This window comes from Chitinophaga filiformis (genome assembly GCF_021646545.1).
In the GTDB taxonomy this organism is placed as follows: Bacteria; Bacteroidota; Bacteroidia; order Chitinophagales; family Chitinophagaceae; genus Chitinophaga; species Chitinophaga filiformis_A.
The window spans coordinates 996,439-1,015,916 of sequence record NZ_JAKIRP010000001.1; the positions used below are offsets into that span (position 1 = coordinate 996,439).

Annotated in this window: 12 protein-coding genes; 7 read left to right on the forward strand and 5 right to left on the reverse strand. The window is 46.4% G+C overall.

The window, feature by feature from the left end:
* Positions 1-62: 62 nt before the first annotated feature.
* Together acs and L3C95_RS04170 are read right to left on the reverse strand one after the other, a co-directional pair.
* Entirely contained in the window at positions 63-1,976 is a 1,914-nt protein-coding gene (gene acs, locus L3C95_RS04165) for an acetate--CoA ligase (RefSeq protein ID WP_236385462.1), read from the reverse strand.
* A gap of 212 nt (positions 1,977-2,188) precedes the next feature.
* Positions 2,189-2,485, reverse strand: coding sequence for a hypothetical protein (locus L3C95_RS04170; protein ID WP_236385464.1), 297 nt, complete (start codon positions 2,483-2,485; stop codon positions 2,189-2,191).
* 396 nt (positions 2,486-2,881) lie between these two features.
* On the opposite strand from L3C95_RS04170, the gene L3C95_RS04175 reads away from it, so the two are divergent.
* Positions 2,882-3,505, forward strand: coding sequence for a helix-turn-helix transcriptional regulator (locus L3C95_RS04175; RefSeq protein ID WP_236385466.1), 624 nt, complete (start codon positions 2,882-2,884; stop codon positions 3,503-3,505).
* A gap of 174 nt (positions 3,506-3,679) precedes the next feature.
* Entirely contained in the window at positions 3,680-4,126 is a 447-nt protein-coding gene (locus tag L3C95_RS04180) for a hypothetical protein (protein WP_236385468.1), read from the forward strand.
* 2 nt (positions 4,127-4,128) lie between these two features.
* Here L3C95_RS04180 and L3C95_RS04185 read toward each other — a convergent pair whose 3' ends face one another.
* Positions 4,129-4,650, reverse strand: coding sequence for a 5' nucleotidase, NT5C type (locus L3C95_RS04185; protein ID WP_236385470.1), 522 nt, complete (start codon positions 4,648-4,650; stop codon positions 4,129-4,131).
* A gap of 94 nt (positions 4,651-4,744) precedes the next feature.
* Here L3C95_RS04185 and L3C95_RS04190 point away from each other — a divergent pair, with 94 nt between their 5' ends.
* Entirely contained in the window at positions 4,745-5,491 is a 747-nt protein-coding gene (locus L3C95_RS04190) for a DeoR/GlpR family DNA-binding transcription regulator (RefSeq protein WP_236385472.1), read from the forward strand.
* Positions 5,492-5,528: 37 nt separating this feature from the next.
* Positions 5,529-6,680, forward strand: coding sequence for an MFS transporter (locus L3C95_RS04195; RefSeq protein ID WP_236385474.1), 1,152 nt, complete (start codon positions 5,529-5,531; stop codon positions 6,678-6,680).
* A gap of 240 nt (positions 6,681-6,920) precedes the next feature.
* Here L3C95_RS04195 and L3C95_RS04200 read toward each other — a convergent pair whose 3' ends face one another.
* On the reverse strand, positions 6,921-7,994 hold the full coding sequence (locus L3C95_RS04200; RefSeq protein WP_236385476.1) for a hypothetical protein: 1,074 nt from the start codon (positions 7,992-7,994) through the stop codon (positions 6,921-6,923).
* A 503-nt stretch (positions 7,995-8,497) separates the two neighbouring features.
* On the opposite strand from L3C95_RS04200, the gene carB reads away from it, so the two are divergent.
* Positions 8,498-11,317 carry a carbamoyl-phosphate synthase large subunit gene (gene carB, locus L3C95_RS04205; protein WP_236385477.1) on the forward strand — a complete coding sequence of 940 codons (2,820 nt, stop codon included), beginning with the start codon at positions 8,498-8,500 and terminating at the stop codon, positions 11,315-11,317.
* A gap of 347 nt (positions 11,318-11,664) precedes the next feature.
* On the opposite strand, the gene L3C95_RS04210 is transcribed toward carB, so the two are convergent.
* The gene (locus L3C95_RS04210; protein ID WP_236385478.1) at positions 11,665-14,862 is read right to left on the reverse strand and encodes a S41 family peptidase; all 3,198 of its coding nucleotides are present in this window, start codon (positions 14,860-14,862) and stop codon (positions 11,665-11,667) included.
* A 1,003-nt stretch (positions 14,863-15,865) separates the two neighbouring features.
* Here L3C95_RS04210 and L3C95_RS04215 point away from each other — a divergent pair.
* Both L3C95_RS04215 and purH read left to right on the forward strand, forming a co-directional pair.
* Positions 15,866-17,929 (forward strand): ComEC/Rec2 family competence protein, encoded by a 2,064-nt coding sequence (locus tag L3C95_RS04215; RefSeq protein ID WP_236385479.1) that lies wholly within the window; start codon positions 15,866-15,868, stop codon positions 17,927-17,929.
* A gap of 12 nt (positions 17,930-17,941) precedes the next feature.
* Positions 17,942-19,456, forward strand: a complete 1,515-nt coding sequence (purH, locus tag L3C95_RS04220) for a bifunctional phosphoribosylaminoimidazolecarboxamide formyltransferase/IMP cyclohydrolase (protein ID WP_236385480.1) — start codon at positions 17,942-17,944, stop codon at positions 19,454-19,456.
* The last annotated feature ends 22 nt before the right edge of the window (positions 19,457-19,478 follow it).

A 19,478-nucleotide genomic window follows, 5' to 3' on the forward strand; every position in this document is an offset into this window, starting at 1 on the left:
AATGATACAAAAAAAGGGCTGAACACATTCAGCCCTTAGTATAATACGAATATAATTTTATGTTAAAGTCTTCCTCTCTTGATCTCGTCTACCACTACCGGATCGAGTAGGGTAGAAGTATCTCCCAGGTTGTCCAGTTCACCTTCCGCTATCTTACGCAGAATGCGGCGCATGATCTTTCCGGAACGTGTTTTCGGCAGGCCGCTTACAAACTGGATCTTGTCTGGTTTGGCAATCGGACCGATGATGCGGGAAACCGTCTGAAGGATATCTTTTTTGGTCAGCTCAGGATCGTGCACCAGTCTTTCTGTGATGACGTATGCATAGATACCCTGGCCTTTGATATCGTGCGGATAACCGACAACAGCACTTTCCACCACGCCAGCGTGCATGTTGATAGCGTTTTCTACTTCAGCAGTACCGATACGGTGTCCGCTTACGTTGAGCACATCATCTACACGGCCGGTGATACGGTAGTAGCCATCTTCGTCGCGCAGACAACCGTCCCCTGTGAAGTATAAGTTCTCGTAAGTGGCAAAGTAGGTGGTACGGCAACGTTCATGATCTCCATAGGTGGTACGCAACATACCTGGCCATGGGAATTTGATACAGAGGTTACCATTTACGTTATTGCCCTTCACTTCTTTTCCATTCTCATCAACAAGGATAGGTTGTATACCTGGCAGCGGCAGCGTGGCATAGCCAGGTTTTTCTTTGGTAATGCCGGCGATCGGCGTGATCATGATACCACCGGTTTCAGTTTGCCACCAGGTATCAACAATAGGACAGCGTCCTTTACCAATGTGGTCTTTGAACCAATGCCATGCTTCCTCGTTAATAGGCTCACCTACGCTTCCGAGTTTCTTCAGAGAGCTCAGGTCTTTGTGATTTACCGGACCCAGGCCATAACCCATCAGGCTGCGTATAGCGGTAGGGGCAGTATACAGTATATTAACGCGGTATTTATCGACGATGGACCATAAGCGGCCTGCGTCCGGATAAGTAGGCACACCTTCAAACATCAGCGTTGTAGCGCCGGCGCTGAGCGGGCCGTATATGATGTAACTATGACCGGTGATCCAGCCTACGTCAGCAGTACAGAAGTAAACTTCGCCCGGTTGATACTGGAAAGTATTGACAAAGGTATAGTTGGCGTACACCATGTAACCGGCGCATGTATGTACAACGCCTTTTGGTTTACCGGTAGAACCGGAAGTGTAAAGGATGAACAGCATGTCTTCTGCATCCATTTCTTCGGCCGGGCATGGCGGATTGCCCATGGTTTCCACCTGTTTGATCTCGTCTTCCCACCATAGGTCACGGCCTTTGATCATGCTGACAGGCGTGCGTGTGCGGGTACATACAATTACTTTTTTAACGGAAGGACAGCCCATGAGTGCATCGTCAATAACGGATTTCAGCGGAATATCTTTATTACCGCGGAAAGCGCCGTCGCAGGTGATAACGAGGCTTGCCTGTGCATCCTGGATCCTGTCGGCAATAGACTGGGCGCTAAAACCGCCGAATACTACCGAGTGAATAGCGCCTATGCGGGCGCAGGCCAGTACTGCAATTGCCAGTTCAGGGATCATACCCATATAAATGCAGACACGGTCGCCTTTTTTAACGCCGTTGTTCTTCAGCACATTGGCGAACTGGCATACTTTATTATAGAGATCGCGGTAGGTGATGACACGGTGGCGCTCTTCGGGGTCATTGGGTTCCCAGATAATGGCAGGAGTGTTTCCCAGGGTACCAAGGTGGCGGTCAAGGCAGTTTTCAGTGATATTCAGTTTACCACCGGTAAACCATTTCACATCAGGGTCTTTAAAGTTCCATTCCAGGACTTTGTCCCATTTGCGCCGCCAATAAAAGTGATCAGCTACATTCGCCCAGAAGCCTTCCGGGTCCATTACACTTTGCTGGTAATTCTCTTGATACTCTTCTAAGCTCTTTATCTGGTACGGATAAGCCATAGCTGCAATCAGTTTTTGTTGGTCATTATAAATAACGTGTTATCAATCTGCAGCTTAAATTTAGTAAAAATGGCCAATAGTCAATAACAATCCTGTATATGTGTAAAAAGTGTAAGAAGGGGCTTGGTAAGGGGTTTTCCGCTATGGGGATCAGAAAGGGGCGGTTATGAAAACTCTAAAGAGGGCATAGGCATGAGTGTCCGGAGACTTAATTACTTCCTGGTTGGTTTTTTCCTGTATTTTTCACAGTACTGCCAGAAGCTTTCGTACACTTCGTCAAGAATCGCAATGATCTTTTCTTTTTCTGCATTGCTAAGATTAGGAGTAATCCTTTCTTTGTCGCTACCGGGTTTCAGCGCGCTACGCATCTTACGGTAGAATGTGGGAATGCTCCAGGCACATTCTGCACATACGCGCTCACGGAAATAGATGGGCAAATTGATCATCCTTGAATGAACATCCTGTAATAAATTAACCGGATGTGTCGTCGAAGGCATTGTTTTTTTCATTTTGATTGATTTTGATTAAATGTGTTAACGATTAATTGAGAGTATTTCATTGTTGTACTAATTATGATTGCGATATAAGCAAATATATTTATAAACCTATTATCCTGAAAAAATTTGCACAACTATATTTCAAAATTATTATCCCATTTTTAACAATTTAATTTACAGATATTTATATAGTTTTATTTATCTGTCACTAAAAGAAATGTCAACATTTTTATCGGGAGAAGATCGTAAACGGAATTGTTATTGGGAAAATGATAGCCGTTTAACATGATAAAGGAGATAACTATATTGTCTATATGAATTTCCAATTGTGATAATGAAATGGAAATTATTATTATATTGTATGAATTGTGCACCACTGCAATCCACTGTTAGTAAAATATAGCAATAATGTCCAGGTTAATCCACATGGGCCAACGCCTTAAACAAATATTAAAACAGAAGAAAATCAAGATAGTCGACTTTGCCGACATGGCAGGCTTCACCAACCAGATTGCGCATTATCATTTGCGTAAAAGTGATATGAAGCGGAGCACACTCGAAAAATTTTGTGAGATTATCAGCATTACTCCCGAAGAATTCTATGAATGGAACAGCGTTCCTTCTTCCAATGGTGAAAAAGGAGGCGAGAGTACAGTATTGCATCATGGCGGCCGGCTGATGGAACTTATCGGAGAACGGGGCCTGAATAAAACAAGACTGGCGAAACGCCTTGGCATGAGCCGGAGGACGATGTATAACCTTTTTGAAAAAGAAGTTTTCGGCGCCGAAGAGTTGGACAGGGTGGTCAGGGCCCTGGAGATGACGACCAATGCATTTCTGCACCCTGGTTCAATGGAGGACTCAAGACAAGCAGAGAATGACGAAATGCTCGCACTCCGGGAAAAATATTACAAGCTGCTGGAAGAGCACAACCAGTTACTTAAAAGTTATTCTTCGCTGAAAGAAGGATTGGAGAGCGCTAAGAAAGACATTTTGCAGTTACGTAAACAGGCCCGCTCAAAAAAAGGGTAGTCAGGAAAGAAGCATATCTGTTGTAAAGACACTATACACACACATTAACCATATTCTTTTCATTCTCAACTCACAACATTCAGAAAGGGATTCCCGGTTTTTTATGGTGTAATGAAATTATTATAGTTTTACGCGAAGTACTATAATGAGAATAGTATTATCAAACCAGTGTTGATGAACTATCTGCCAAATGCATTTGATCCTCCTGTGTGGTATCTGGTAATGCCTCTTTGTGGCGCTACCGGAGAGGTGTTTACCGGAAAACGGTATGCCAGTATACTGGCCGACAGGTTGAATAATGACCAGCAGAACGCCCTGATAAAAGTGGAGGACTATACTTTTCTTCCTGCTGCCGTACACTTAATGGTACGCGAGGGCGCCCTTTCCCTGAATATGTGGTGGCCCGCGTTTATGGACGCCATCCTTGAAGACCTGAATAAAAACTGGCCCGGGGCAGGCTTGTCGTGGTGCGATTTTACCTCCGAACGTATTGCCGATGCTAAAGCATTTGAGCACCGGGCCTATGAATTGTTATACCTGCCCGTATGGAAAGGACTGGCCACCGCTCCTGAAGGCTATGCCTATAATAGCGTAAACAACAGGGCGAACATCGATTTATAAACTTATAGTAACAATGTGCCTACTTCCTCCCAGCTGTTCACCCTTTTAAAATCGGTTACATGAACGTTATGCGGAGCAGTGAACATCAATGCTTCTCCCTTGAATGGCTGCAGGTTCTTTACGTGGTCGTCTATCATATAGTCTGCCTGCACGATTGTCTTCGACCCACAGAAAACAATATTCTGCCAGCTTATAAACGGATAGAACTCTCCCAGCCATTCCAGCTTCTCCGGTAATGAGTTGGGAAACTCCATTGCAGCCGATACGATGAACACCTCATGTTTATCATACAAAGCTTTGATCACTTCCTGGCTGTCTTTTATAACAGGCTTGCTCCTGAAAAATCCGGGTTCATATAAAAACCCGCGGATCACTTCCTTGCCATGAGGAAAGCCAGACGTTTCCGGTTGTCCATACAATGACGCTTTATCTACCTGTACACCATAGCGTTCCGCATACCAGTTAATATATTGCTGCGTGGTATCTGCCATAACGCCGTCCATGTCTATTGCAATTCTTGCCATATTCTGCTGTTTTTTGCAAAGTTAGCCATTTTGCTGAAAATTCATAGCATGATATTGCAAGATGTTTCATATTTTTGCAGGAAATTGCAAGATTATGCTGAAAGAAGAGCGGTTTGACTATATACTCAAGAAGTTGCAGACAGACCATAAGGTATTGCATACAGAGCTGAGTAATGATCTGCAGGTGTCGGAAGATACCGTACGACGCGACCTGGAAGCGCTGGCTCAGAACGGCCTGCTGATCAAAGTCAGGGGAGGTGCTATTCCCCATTCGCCCAACCCTTTTGCCTTCAACGAGCGTATCCTCCTCCATGAGGACGACAAGAAGGCCATTGCTACGAAAGCATTATCCTTTTTGCATAACGGACAGACCATTATTATGGACGGTGGAACTTCCACCTATGCCCTGGTAAAGCTGTTCCCCCCTTCTCTTCAGCTCACCGTAGTAACGCCCAGTATTCCCATTGCCATGCAGTTGATGGAGCACCCGGGAGTAGATGTAATACTCACCGGTGGCAGGATCTTCAAAAGCTCGCAGGTAACCTCCGGGCTGGATACGATCAGGATGCTGGAAAAGCTACGGGCTGACATCTGCTTTATGGGTGTATGCAGTCTGCATACCGAAGTGGGGGTAACAGGGCCGGATATGGATGAAGCAGCCGTGAAGAACGTAATGGTCCAGTCGGCCAATAAAGTGATTGCCTTAGTGACCAGCGATAAGATGGGGACTGCAGAACCCTATAAGGTATGTAATATAACGGCGATGGACACCATCATAACCGACGAAGCCGGCTTAGCCCTGGCGGCGCCGTATCGCCAGCTTGGAATAAACGTGATCTGACAAACAGCCAATTTTAGTATTTCAAAGTATCAACAATATGGAATTGACAATCAGTCATTCGCACAAAAGAACTACACGCATTGCCGTAAGCGCTTTGTTTTTTCTGACAGGACTATGCTTTTCAAGCTGGGCTTCCAGGATTCCGGCTATCCAGGAAAAGCTGCACCTCTCCGAAGGCGCGCTGGGTAGTATGTTGCTGGCACTGCCCATAGGTTCAATGTTATCTATGCCCGTGGCAGGAGTACTTGTAAGCAAGTATGGTAGTCGTCAGGTATTGATGATTGCCGGATTATTATATGCAGGCGTACTGCCTACGCTGGGTCTGACCGAAACCAGCTGGCAGTTGTTCGGCTGCCTCGTGTTGTTCGGTTTTTGTGGCAACCTGGCCAATATCGCTGTAAATACACAGGCAGTACTTGTAGAAGCCATGTATGGTCGCTCTATTATGGCTTCCTTCCATGGGCTCTGGAGCCTGGGAGGATTTGCCGGTGCGTCCATCGGTTCCGGTATGGCTGCGCTGACGGTAGTGCCTTATCAGCATTTTCTGCTCATCATGGTGCTGGGAATTGCTATCGTGGGTGTTGCTATCAGGTATGCGGTAACGCACGATGCGCCAGCCGGAACGGAAAAGACGCCTTTGTTTGCCTGGCCTGATAAGATCCTGCTGACACTGGGCATCATCGCTTTTTGCTCGATGATCTGTGAAGGGACGATGTTTGACTGGAGTGGCGTGTATTTCAAAAAAGTGGTCGGCGCTTCAGAAAGAACCGCCGGTCTGGGTTATACCGCCTTTATGAGTACAATGGCCGCTTTCCGCTTTGTGGCCGACTGGCTGACCGTACGTTTCGGTACCAAACGGATGTTGCAGGTGAGCGGCGCCCTGACAGCAGGAGGCTTGTTGCTGGCGGTAACATTGCCATACTTCAGTACAGCGATATTTGGCTTCCTGCTGGTGGGAGCGGGTGTATCTTCTGTGGTGCCGCTGGTTTATAGTGCAGCGGGCCGGAGCAAACCATCATCACCCGGTATGGCCCTGGCAGCAGTATCCACCATTGGTTACCTGGGCTTCCTGGCGGGACCTCCTTTAATAGGGTTTGTAGCACAGGCTACCAGTCTGCGTATTTCATTCACAATTATCGCCCTGATGGGTTTGTTTATAGCAGTGATGAGCAAGAAAGTGAAAGCGTAATTTTCGTTGAACCGGGGCAGGTCGCATAGATCGGCTCAGTAGGTGCTGTGTGTTTGTAGGGCGCGGTTTCAACCCCGGGAACAAACGATAATATGGCGGCTGGGGAACATAACGAAATCATTCGCATAGATCGGCTCCGTAAGTGCCGCACGTTTGTAGCCGGTGCAACCGGAGGTTTTAGAAAATAGAAGGGCTGATCATTATGATCAGCCCTTCACATATGACGAAATAAAGAGATGATTATTTTTTAACAAGTTCCACTGTATAAGAGGTGTTGTCGAGCCTCACCAAAGTAACCAGCTGAGGCGTCATTTCCAGGACTTTCACCTGGTACGAATAAAAGTTGTTGAATTCAATGCCATTATTATCAACCACTATGGTCATGATCTTTGTTTCCGGATTAAATGACCATCCGCCTTTCTCCAGCTTGCTGATTGTTTGCGTACCATAGTTCAGTTTATCGCAGGTCGAATTGTCCATGATGACACGGGAGATCGTGGCAGAGAATAACTCACTGTATTCATTCATGTCTGTGAACATCAGGTCATATTTGGTAACCGCTGTTATAGCTGCAATGCCAGGGAAACAGCTCTGCTGATTATTCAGGCAGTATTGCACCTTGCCGCTCTCACAGGCAAAGTTGGTGCGGGATGTATCCGGAATATAATAGTTCTGCCATACGCCATTTGCATCCGTTTTCCTGTTCACTTTCCAGCTACCCACAAAGTCCTGATAGTCTGCAATACCGTTCTGGCTGTGAATACGCACATGTGCCATTACCTTGTTGCTGACATGGCCCAACGAATCGTAAGCGGCGTAGGAGAGGGACAATGTATCTCCTATAATATATTTGGGTAGTTTCACGATAATGGACGAGTCTACATAGTCGCCTTCTCGAAACAGGGAGCCTTGCACCTGTGGCGCCTGTCTGTAAAAACCACGGCTGGCGGAATAATCTACTTCAAAATGCACGCTGCTGCCAACGATGGATACATAATACCCCTTGATCGTTGACTCATAATAGCTGAAGGATGGTTTAATGACAATGTATCGGCCGCTGATAGCGTCTACAATGTTTTTGTTTTCAACCAGTACAGGAGTACCGCTTGCGGTGGTTGCTGCAGGTATGCTTCCCGGGGTGGATATGCCATAGGCAACTTTTACTTTGGAGGCCAGTGCTACTCTGTCGTTCAGATAAACAGTGTCGATTTTTGTCGGTTGCTCAGTGTCGCCGCCCTGGTCGTCCGAGCTCTTTTTACAGGCGTTAAATGCAAGACTGCATGCCAGTATTCCGAAAAATAGAATTTTTTTCATCAGGTATCAGGGTTTGAATTAAAGATCAGATATATAATTACTGTTATAAAAATTGCGATCTAATGCTCATCGTTCGTTTACAAGTGTCTCTTAATCTCAGAAATATTGCCACCCCATTTGTCTTATAAAAATAATATGACTAGTAAATCATATTAATATACGGCTACATCCATCTCCGGGATTTCGCTACAGTATTAAGGAATCCAATTTTTCATACCGGGTGGAAAAGCGCAATAACAGTTATGCCATAAATATATGCGTTTTTCCGGATATGTGAGGTGTCTTCCCCCGCAGAAATAGATGAGACACCAGGGAAATATGTGTATTAATATTATTCGTCAGGCTAAGGGCTTGTCTGTAAAGGCTTTGCAGGTATGGTTCTTCGAAGGCGTTAAATTTAATTGCAACAATAAACTTTGAAACCCTTAATTTTGCACGATTTTTTTGTCTGGTGAATGGTATTAAAATCAGTTAGGTTTTAAATTTTTCAATAGAATACGCAAATGCCGAAAGATTCTTCTATCAAATCTGTTCTTATTATTGGTTCTGGTCCTATTATTATTGGCCAGGCTTGTGAATTTGACTATTCCGGCTCCCAGGCAGCCCGTTCGCTGCGTGAGGAAGGTATCAGGGTAGTATTGATCAATTCCAATCCGGCTACTATCATGACTGACCCTATGATGGCCGATAAGGTATACCTGTTGCCGTTAACGGTAGAAAGTATAGAACAGATACTGGAAGAACAGCAGATTGATGCCGTACTGCCTACCATGGGTGGACAGACAGCGCTGAACCTTTGTAAAGAGGTGGATGAGCTGGGAATATGGCAAAAATACAACGTTCGCCTGATCGGTGTGGACATCAAGGCCATAGACAAGGCTGAAGACCGTGAACAGTTCCGTCAGTGGATGATCCAGCTGGGTGTACCTGTTGCGCCGGCCAAAACCGCTAACTCCTTCCTGGAAGGTAAAGAGTTTGCACAGGAAATAGGATTCCCGCTGGTAATCCGTCCTTCCTTCACGCTGGGTGGTACCGGCGGCGGTTTCGTACACAGCAAGGATGAACTGGACGAAGCGCTGCAGCGCGGTTTACAGGCATCTCCTATCCATGAGGTACTCGTGGAAAAAGCGGTACTCGGATGGAAAGAGTTCGAACTTGAACTGTTGCGCGACAGCAAGGACAACGTGGTGATCATCTGTACAGTGGAGAACCTGGATCCAATGGGTATCCACACGGGTGACTCTATCACTGTGGCGCCAGCCATGACCCTGAGCGATACCGCTTTCCAGGACATGCGTAATAAAGCCATGATGATGATGCGCGACCTCGGTAACTTTGCCGGTGGTTGTAACGTACAGTTCTCATTGAATCCAGAAAATGAAGAGCTGATCGCGATCGAGATCAACCCTCGTGTAAGCCGCTCTTCCGCACTGGCATCTAAAGCCACCGGTTATCCTATCGCCAAGATCGCTGCGAAACTGGCTATCGGTTATACCCTGGATGAACTGGAAAACCAGATCACCAGAACTACCTCCGCTTTCTTCGAACCTGCGCTGGACTACGTGATCGTAAAAATGCCGCGCTGGAACTTCGATAAATTTAAAGGTGCTGATCAGACCCTGGGATTACAGATGAAGTCTGTAGGTGAAGTAATGGCTATCGGCCGTACCTTCCCGGAAGCTTTGCAGAAAGCTTGCCAGAGCCTGGAAAATGATGCACTGGGCCTCGGTTACTACGGTAAGTCTGCCATGAAGAGTGAGCAGCTGCTGGAAAGACTGAAGACGCCTACCTGGGACCGTATCTTCCGTATTAAAGACGCCCTGATGGAAGGTGTTTCCGTGAAACACATCCACCAGATGACGTACATCGATAAGTGGTTCCTCAACCAGATCAACGATATCGTGAGCATGGAAAAGCAGCTGATGGAGCATGATTTGAATACTGTTCCAAAAGAATTGCTGAGCGACGCCAAGAGGATGGGCTTCTCCGATATGCAGCTGGTTCACCTGTTCGGTAACTGTGAAGAAGACGAAGTATATCAGAAACGTAAAGCACTCGGCATCACCCGTACCTATAAAATGGTGGATACCTGTAGCGCTGAGTTTGAAGCGGTAACGCCATACTTCTATTCTGCATTCGATACTGTAAACGAAAGCAAGCCTTCCGACAAAAAGAAAATAATCGTGCTGGGCTCCGGTCCTAATCGTATTGGTCAGGGTATCGAGTTCGACTACTGCTGTACACATGGTCTGCAGGCCATCCAGGATTGCGGATATGACGCTATCATGGTGAACTGTAACCCTGAGACAGTATCTACCGACTTCGATATGGCAAACAAACTGTACTTCGAACCGGTATTCTGGGAGCACCTGTGGGAGATCATAGAACTGGAAAAACCAGAAGGGGTGATCGTTCAGCTGGGTGGACAGACAGCACTGAAGCTGGCAAAACGCCTGGAAGAAAAAGGTATCAAAATTATAGGTACCTCTTTCGATAACATGGATATCGCTGAAGACCGTGGCCGTTTCTCTGACCTGTTGAAAGAGCTGAAGATCCCTTATCCGAAATATGGTACCGCATATACTACTGACGATGCGATAGAAGTAGCCAAAGAAGTAGGCTATCCTGTACTCGTGCGCCCGTCTTATGTACTGGGTGGTCAGCGTATGCGTATCGTGATCAACGAGGAAGAACTGGAAGCATCTGTACTCAGCCTGCTGAGACACCTGCCAGGTAATAAGATCCTCATCGACCACTTCCTGGACCGTTGCCAGGAGGCAGAGATCGACGCTATTTTTGATGGGGAGAACTTCCATGTAATGGGCGTAATGGAGCACATAGAACCAGCAGGTATCCACAGTGGCGATAGTAACGCCGTGCTGCCAGCGTTCAACCTGAGCCCGATGGAAGTGACCACCATGGAATATTATGCGGAAAAGATCGCCCGCGCGCTCGACATCCGTGGTCTGATCAATATACAGTTTGCTGTTAAGGGCGGACAGGTATACGTGATCGAAGCTAACCCACGTGCTTCCCGTACCACACCGTTCATTGCGAAGGCATACCAGGTACCATACCTGAATATCGCTACTAAAGTAATGTTGGGTGCCAATAAGCTCACTGATTTCAAGATCGAAAAGAAACTGGACGGTTTTGCCATCAAGGAGCCGGTATTCTCCTTCAATAAGTTCCCGGGCGTGAACAAGGAACTCGGCCCTGAAATGAAATCTACCGGTGAAGCGATCCGTTTCATCAAAGATCTAAGGGATCCTTACTTCAGAACCCTGTATAAGGAGAAGAGCATGTACCTGAGCAACAAATAAGGGTAACCTTTTACCATACTAAAGAGGGAGTATCAGTTAGCTGATACTCCCTCTTCTTATATTATCTTAACCTCCTCTTGTTGATATTAAGTCCAACTCAAGTCCACCTCAAATCCATATCAAAAGCACTCCAAAGCCCTCTGTAATAGGGGGAAATGATTGCTTTCTCCCTATGGAATGCTCCTCTGATACTTCCTCTGTTAAAATAACACCACTTTTGATATTTTGTTTGGCGATAGATAATTGCCGGCAGTGTAAAAGACTGATGATACCGGCAGGCTTGTCCTGCTCCTGTGAGCTCACCTGCGAGTATCCTATGATGGCAGGTTGATGTCAACCCAACAGGTTTATTCCGCCCTTACAGGTCCGTTTGGCTTCTTCACGACAGGAGCATCTTTAACCTCCTTCATCAGCAATTCCACTGTTTTTTCCAACTGAGGATCTTTCCCTGCAATAACATCAGCCGGGGCCATTTCCACCTGTACATCAGGTTCTACACCCTTGTTTTCAATGATCCATTTGCCGTCTTTACTGAAAATGCCTAATCGCGGCGCCGTCACAAAACCGCCATCCATTAGTTGCGGATAATTGTAGATACCGACCAGGATGCCCATAGTAGTGGTGCCGACCAATGGTCCCAGTTTCTTTTCGCGGAACATGAACGGCATCAGGTCACCACCGGAACCCGCATAGCCATTTATTATCATGGCTTTCGGACCGAATATAGCGTTGCCGGGAGTGGTCATAGGCCGGCCTTCGCGGGTAGCCCAATAGTTCAGCAGGTCCCGGTTCAGCAGGTCTATTACATAGTCAGCTGCCGATCCACCGCCATTAAAGCGTTCGTCTATGATCACGCCTTTCTTATCCAATTGGGAGAAGTAGTAGCGGTTGAAATAGTTATAACCATCACCTCCGGTATTAGGCATGTAGACATATGCCAGTTTACCGTTACTGAGCTGATCCACTTTTTTACGGTTGCCTTCTACCCAATTCATATGACGCAGCATCACCTCATTGGTAACAGGCACCACCGTATATTCCCTGGCGCCGTTCGTATCTGGTTGCTGATTCACCAGTATGCGTACCTGCTTGCCGGCAGTGGCCTGGAACAGGCTATAAAGATTAGTCTTCGCATCCAGGGGAATACCATTCACCGCCAGCAGATAATCCCCTTCTTTAACATTGATACCCGGTTGTGTCAGCGGTGATTGGAATTGTGGATTCCAGTTCAAGCCGGAATAGATCTTCGCAAAGCGGTAACGACCATTCTCAATGCTGTAGTCGGCGCCGAGCAGGCCTACAGATTCAGTGATCGGTTTAGGAAAATCTCCCTGGCCAACATAGTTGTGGCCAATTACCAGTTCTCCCATCATATCGTTGAACAGGTAGTTGAGGTCTTCGCGATGTCCCACATAGGGCAGGAAGCGTTGGTATTTCTTTTTCACGGCTTTCCAGTCGGCGCCATGCATATTATCTACATAAAAGAAATCACGTTCTATGCGCCATAGTTCATCAAACATCTGGTTCCATTCTGCGGTAGGATCTACCAGGGTCCGGATGTTGCTGATGTTCAGCGTACCTTCCCCTACATTTGCTTTAGTGGCAGTACCTACAATACCAGCTGCTGTAGCGGTGACATACAGTAGTTTCTCTCCATTCTGGCTCACGGCATAGCCATTGATGCCGCTCATGAGCACATCGCTCTTGCGCTTTGCGATATCGTAACTGTAAAGGGTATTATCTGACCGGTATAACAGTTTACCATTCACTAAACCATTCAGTTGCCTGTAGCTCTGGGCAGGCACGGGAAGCACTACTACGCGCTGGTCAATATTCTCGAGGTCTATGCGTGTCTGTTTCGAGGTATCCTTAGCGGCAGGCTCTTTTTTCTCCTGCTCATCATCACTCTCCGGAGCAAGTGGAGAAGGCACATTGTTGGCCAGTACTACAGCATAAATGTTGCTAATGGTGTTACGCTCAAATGAGGTCATATCCAGCCAGCCTGTATTCAGCGCATAGTTGGTGCTCGCATAGAAGAACAGGTACTTGCCGTCCTTGCTGAACGCGGGCTCATTTGCCTCGCTGCGTCCATCAGTGAGCTGATAGCTCTTCCTGTCGGCAAGGTTGTACAGGAAGATGGCCTGCAGGTTGTTAGGAAGCCTTTTGTTGTAGGCGATCCAGCGGGAATCGGGACTCCAGTTGGAGTTGAAGTTCTGGTCAGGACGATCGTAAGTGTCTTCATCTATCTGCGTGATCTTCTTGCTGTCGAGATCTAAGTATTGTAAACGCAGGCGTTTATCTCTGAATACGATCTTTTTGCTATCCGGCGACCAGACAGGGCTATAATAGAAGCCAGGTTCCAGGGGAATGATAACAGGAGGCTGCTGGCCCTTCTGGTCGCGGATATGCAAAGCATATTCACCACTGGCGTCAGAGAAATAAGCAATGGATTTACCGTCTGCAGACCATACAGGTGTGCGCTCATGAATACCGGTTGTAGCGGTCAGGTTACGCACATCGCCTTTGTCGGCCGGAATTGTCAGTACATCACCCCTGAACTGTACCACCGCCCTCACACCGGTTGGGGAAAGGCTAATGCTGCTGAGTGTATTGAGGGACGCATTAACGAAATGAGGACGCTTATAAGGCAGGTCTGCCTGCAGACTGATGCTGAGTGCCGTGCTCTTGCCTGAGCCAGCATCCCATTTGTTGATACGGCCGCCTTGCTCATAGACAAGCGTTTTCCCATCAGAGAAAAGCGTTTTTACGTCAAAGTCTTTGTGGTTTGTAACCTGTGTAACCGTCTTTGCAGACAAAGAATACCGGAAAACATTCATGGTGCCATTACGGTCACTTAGAAAGTATACATCATTGCCCAACCATACTGGATGGATGTTGTTAGAGCCTGCATCCGGAATCTCTGTCACCGCATTGGTCTGGTTGTTAAATATCCAGACACGCGGCATATTACCGCCCCTGTAGTGCTTAAAAGGATGATAGGTACCACCTCTTTCCGTTGGATCGGGTTGTTTAATGTAGGCAGTGTATAATCCGTCAGGAGAGATGTTGCCCTGGTGTGCCTCCGGCATTTTCAGCTTTACCGGCATGCCTCCATCCAGGCTTACTTCATACAGCTGCTGAAAACGAGGTGAGATCGAATAACGTGTAGAGGCAAAAAGGATCTTATCGTTACCATGCCATCCCCGTATGATATCGGCATCCGGATGATAGGTAATACGACGTGGAGTGCCACCATTTGCAGGCACTACATAGATGTCAACGTTGCCTTCATAATTACCGCTGAAGGCGATCCATTTGCCATCAGGAGATAACATAGGATCCAGTTCTACATCCGGATTGACAGTGATACGCTGAGGGTGCTGTCCGTTTTCATCTGTTGTCCAGATATCGCCGGCATAGTTAAAAGCGATCTGATGTTGGCTGATAGATGGGGAACGCAATAGCTGGGTCTCTGTTGACTGTGCCCTGGCCGTAAGGCAGGCAAAGCCTGTCAACATAAGCAGGGTAATAGGTTTTCTACGCATTTTGTTGGTGTTAAGCAGTTGATGTGTGTGTACTAATTTATACTTTTCCCGGAGAATAAAGGATGTTAAATGGCTTTTGTAGCTGTTTATATCCCTGTCAATCGACCCTGCCAGGGATCGTGTGTTTGTAGCCCGTGGATTCATCCCCGGGGAGTGTGTTGATCAATATCCCTGTCAATCGACCCTGTTAGGGGGCGTGTGTTTGTAGCCCGTGGATTCATCCCCGGGGAGTGTGTTGATCAATATCCCAGTCAATCGACCCTGTTAGGGGTCGTGTGTTTGTAGCCCGGGGATTCATCCCCGGGAAATGTGTGTTAAATATCCCGTAGGGGGCACCGAGGTATGTATCCGGTACCTATCCGGTACCTATTCGGTGAAGTCTATAGCTTATAGGCTCTCTACTATAGCATTATAGCCACTATTCTATAGCCCTGGCTATAGAATAGCAGGCGTAACGCAGGACTACAGCGCCTGTAGATATACATTCGTAGTATAGTGGTAGCGAAGTAGTAGCGAAGTGGTAGTACATTAAAAACGGTGAACTAAAGCCCCTCAGGCTTTTGCAGAACAACTAATAATTGCCTTGAAAAAGTATTGGCAGGTCTTAAAATAATCAGAGCCTGATGAAGATCAGGCTCTTTCTTTTCCCTCAAAATAACCATTAAAGACACGACTATTTATGTGTATAAATAGCGTGACCGGTAATGCAGTTTACTATAAATATTAAATATTAAAAAGATGTTAACTAATCAATAACAGATGTGGTAATATGTAATTTGTTACTCTACTGTAAAACAATTAGTTAACAATTATCGAAATTTATGAATATGTAAAAACAGTCCTATTTTAAAAATATTTTCCGTCCTTTAAACTTATCAAGTAGGTGGATATTTATCATACCTTAAAAACATATTTCATGTGTGAAAGCTTTACTTTCACCACTTGAATTCGTTAACCATATAAAGTTGTCATGTTTGTAGCCTTTCTTAAGCGTGCGCCATTTTTGCGCCTGATTTTATCCTTATCCGCCGGTATATCAGTACAGTTATATATACCGTTTAATCCGCTGATACTTCTTGCTGCTGCGGGTTTGCTGGGATTGGTATTACTCGTGTTCAAAAAACTGCCTTTTTATATCCGCTTCCAGTACGATTGGCTGCGTGGTCTTGCACTACAACTGTTGGTTGTTTGCAGTGGAGGTTTGCTCATATATCAATCAGATATACGCCATAGCCGCTATTATTTTGAGGCATTGGTGAAACCGGGAGACCTGTTGCTGGCAACGGTAAGTGAACCATTACAACCCAAAGCACGATCGTATAAAACAGTCGTTAGCATACGTCATATCATCCGTGATAACATCAGTATGCCTGCGAAGGGAAAGTTGTTAGTATACCTAACGAAAGATAGCGCTGCAGCACATCTGCAATACGGCGACCGCTTACTGATACAATCACAGACAACACCAGTGCAATACAGTGGTAATCCCGGTGCTTTTGACTACCGTCGCTATTGCGCAAATCAGCAGATATACCATCAGGTTTTCCTGAGAGCAGGGCAGTGGAAAGGCCTGCAAGGAAGGGAAGCGAACCTCATTATGCAATGGATATTGCAGTGCCGGCAATATTGTTTGCATACACTGCAGCAGTACATTGGCGGCCGGGAAGCAGGACTTGCAGCAGCATTGTTAATCGGCTACCGTTATGATTTGGACCGGAAGATGGTGCAGGAGTACACCAATACAGGCATTGTGCATATTATTGCTATCTCAGGAATGCACCTGGCCCTTATCTACGGTGGACTATTATGGTTATTGCGCTGGTGGCCAAAGCATCGTTTTTCAGAAGAACTTAAAGGAATCCTTATTATCCTGTTATTATGGGCGTTTACGCTATTAACCGGAGGTGCTGCATCTGTATTACGTGCGACCGTGATGTTTACCTTCATCACGGTTGGGAAATTTATGTTGGACCGCTATACGAATATATATAACACACTGGCTGCATCGGCTTTCCTGTTACTGTGTTATGATCCACGCTTGCTTGTTGACGCCGGCTTCCAGCTATCATACCTGGCAGTATTAAGTATCGTGATCTGTTATCGGCGGACGTACTATTTATTCCAGAGCCGTAGTAAATGGCTGGATAAGTTATGGGATATGACAGCACTCACATTAGCTGCACAGGTAATGACGTTGCCGGTCTGTCTTTATTACTTCCATCAGTTCCCTGTTTTCTTTCTTCCTGCCAATATGCTGGCGGTACCCTTATCGACCATTGTGTTGTATGGTGAAATTCTGCTGTTGATCTTCGGATGCGTGCCGGTACTTGCGCATGCTACCGGCGTGGCGTTGAAGGCATTAATGGAGTGGATGAACGAGGTTGTTAGCTGGATAGGGCATTTGCCTGGCGCTTTGATCACGGACATCAATATATCTCTGCTGAGTGTGGTCTGCCTGTATATCTGTATAGCCGGCTTGCTCATCTGGTGGCTGCATCAATGGCGGCAGGGATTACTGGTAGCGCTGACAGGGGCCGCTGTATGGAGTATCAGTATAATGTTCCCGCGGATAAATGAACAGTATCAGCATAAAATGGTTGTTTATAATATACCCAGCCATACGTTGGTGGATGCCATTGAAGGGCGCCGGGTAACTACCATGGGCGATGTGGAAGTGACAGGGTATGACTCTTTATACAACCGTTATTTACGGCCTGCGCATATGTTGTATGGCATCGAACAGCGCTTGAATACAACCGATGATACGACCAATACCGGACTTGCCGGTGTGCACATCCTAACGCTGGGGCAAAAAAGGCTTGTTATTGTAGACAGTGCCCTTCCCAAGGTTGATCTGCAGAAAAAGTTCCGGACAGATTATCTTTTACTATCACATAATCCACAGGTGGATATCAGACAATTGGAGCGGATGTTTGAAGTGGGATGCTATATTTTTGATGCTTCCAGTTCACTGCGGAACATTCGACAATGGAAAAGTGATTGTTACGTGCTAACTTTGCGCTTCTTTTCGGTTCCGGATCAGGGAGCCTACGTTGTAAATTTCTAATGATTTCCATACATGCAAAAGCAAATTAAATCAGCATTGATCTCCGTTTTCTATAAAGATAACCTGGAGAACATTGTAAAAAAGTTAGGCGAACAGGGAGTAACTATTTATTCGACTGGCGGTACCCAGAAATTTATTGAGGACCTGGGAGTGAAGTGTGAAGCGGTGGAAGACCTGACAGCGTATCCATCTATTCTGGGCGGACGTGTAAAGACCCTGCATCCGAAAGTATTCGGAGGCATTCTGGCTCGTCGTGAGAATCCACAGGACCTCGAGCAACTGCAACAGTATGCTATTCCTGAGCTGGATCTGGTGATTGTAGACCTGTATCCGTTTGAGGAAACAGTGAAGAGCACCAAAGAAGAACAAACAATCATTGAGAAAATAGACATCGGTGGCGTATCCCTCATCAGGGCAGCAGCTAAGAACTACAAAGATGTAGTGATTGTTGCTTCCAAAGATCAGTATGCCGACCTGGAAAAAGTGCTGACTGACAATGGCGGTGCTACCAGCGTAGAAGAACGTAGGGCATTTGCTGCAAAAGCATTTGAAGTATGTGCAAATTATGACGTAGCAATTGCGCAGTACTTCCTGAACAATGAGCCTGCTGCATACTTCCAGGTATCAGCTCCGCAGGGTCAGGTAATGCGTTACGGAGAGAACCCTCACCAGAAAGGTGTATTCTATGGTGACCTGTCGGAGATCTTCAATAAACTGCATGGCAAGGAACTGTCTTACAACAATCTTGTGGATGTAGATGCTGCCTGCCAGCTGATCCAGGAGTTTACAGAAACCACCTTTGCAGTGATCAAACATACCAACGTATGTGGTATTGCCAGCCGTCCAACCCTGAAGGCTGCATGGGATGCTGCACTGGCGGGTGATAAAGAAAGCGCGTTTGGTGGAGTACTGGTAACCAATGCTGTGATTGACAAGGCTACTGCTGAATCTATCAGCGAGATCTTCTTCGAAATATTGATAGCTCCTGGTTTTGATGCTGATGCGCTGACTGTGCTGCAGGCAAAGAAGAACCGCATCCTGCTGCAGCAATTGCAGCCGGTGAAGGCGCCTTATGTATACAAGAATGTCCTGAACGGCGTATTGCTGCAGGAAAATGATAAGGGTAACTACCAGGAGTGGAACGAGGCTGGCGCAAGACCAGCAACAGCTGCTGAAAAGGCCGACCTCGAATTTGCCAACATCGTATGTAAACATCTGAAATCCAATGCTATTGCTTTGGTGAAAGACAAACAACTTATCGGTAAAGGTTGTGGCCAGACATCCCGTATCGACTCATTACGTCATGCTATCGCCAAGGCGAACCAGTTCAGCTTTGGTCTGAAAGGTGCTGCAATGGCTTCTGATGCATTCTTCCCATTCGATGATTGTGTGCGCATTGCTCATGAGGAAGGTATCACATCAGTGATCCAGCCTGGCGGTTCCGTAAGGGACAATGATTCAATAGAATTCTGTAAGCAGAACGGTATGGTAATGGTAATGACTGGTACCCGTCACTTCAGACACTAAGCCTCTCAGGCGCTGAAAGCAT

Coding starts and splice junctions, on each gene's coding strand:
- carB (WP_236385477.1), top strand. CDS start 8,498: ATGCCGAAAGATTCTTCTATCAAATCTGTTCTTATTATTGGTTCTGGT.
- L3C95_RS04185 (WP_236385470.1), bottom strand. CDS start 4,650: ATGGCAAGAATTGCAATAGACATGGACGGCGTTATGGCAGATACCACG.
- L3C95_RS04175 (WP_236385466.1), top strand. CDS start 2,882: ATGTCCAGGTTAATCCACATGGGCCAACGCCTTAAACAAATATTAAAA.
- L3C95_RS04210 (WP_236385478.1), bottom strand. CDS start 14,862: ATGCGTAGAAAACCTATTACCCTGCTTATGTTGACAGGCTTTGCCTGC.
- L3C95_RS04180 (WP_236385468.1), top strand. CDS start 3,680: ATGAACTATCTGCCAAATGCATTTGATCCTCCTGTGTGGTATCTGGTA.
- L3C95_RS04195 (WP_236385474.1), top strand. CDS start 5,529: ATGGAATTGACAATCAGTCATTCGCACAAAAGAACTACACGCATTGCC.
- purH (WP_236385480.1), top strand. CDS start 17,942: ATGCAAAAGCAAATTAAATCAGCATTGATCTCCGTTTTCTATAAAGAT.
- L3C95_RS04170 (WP_236385464.1), bottom strand. CDS start 2,485: ATGAAAAAAACAATGCCTTCGACGACACATCCGGTTAATTTATTACAG.
- L3C95_RS04190 (WP_236385472.1), top strand. CDS start 4,745: ATGCTGAAAGAAGAGCGGTTTGACTATATACTCAAGAAGTTGCAGACA.
- L3C95_RS04200 (WP_236385476.1), bottom strand. CDS start 7,994: ATGAAAAAAATTCTATTTTTCGGAATACTGGCATGCAGTCTTGCATTT.
- acs (WP_236385462.1), bottom strand. CDS start 1,976: ATGGCTTATCCGTACCAGATAAAGAGCTTAGAAGAGTATCAAGAGAAT.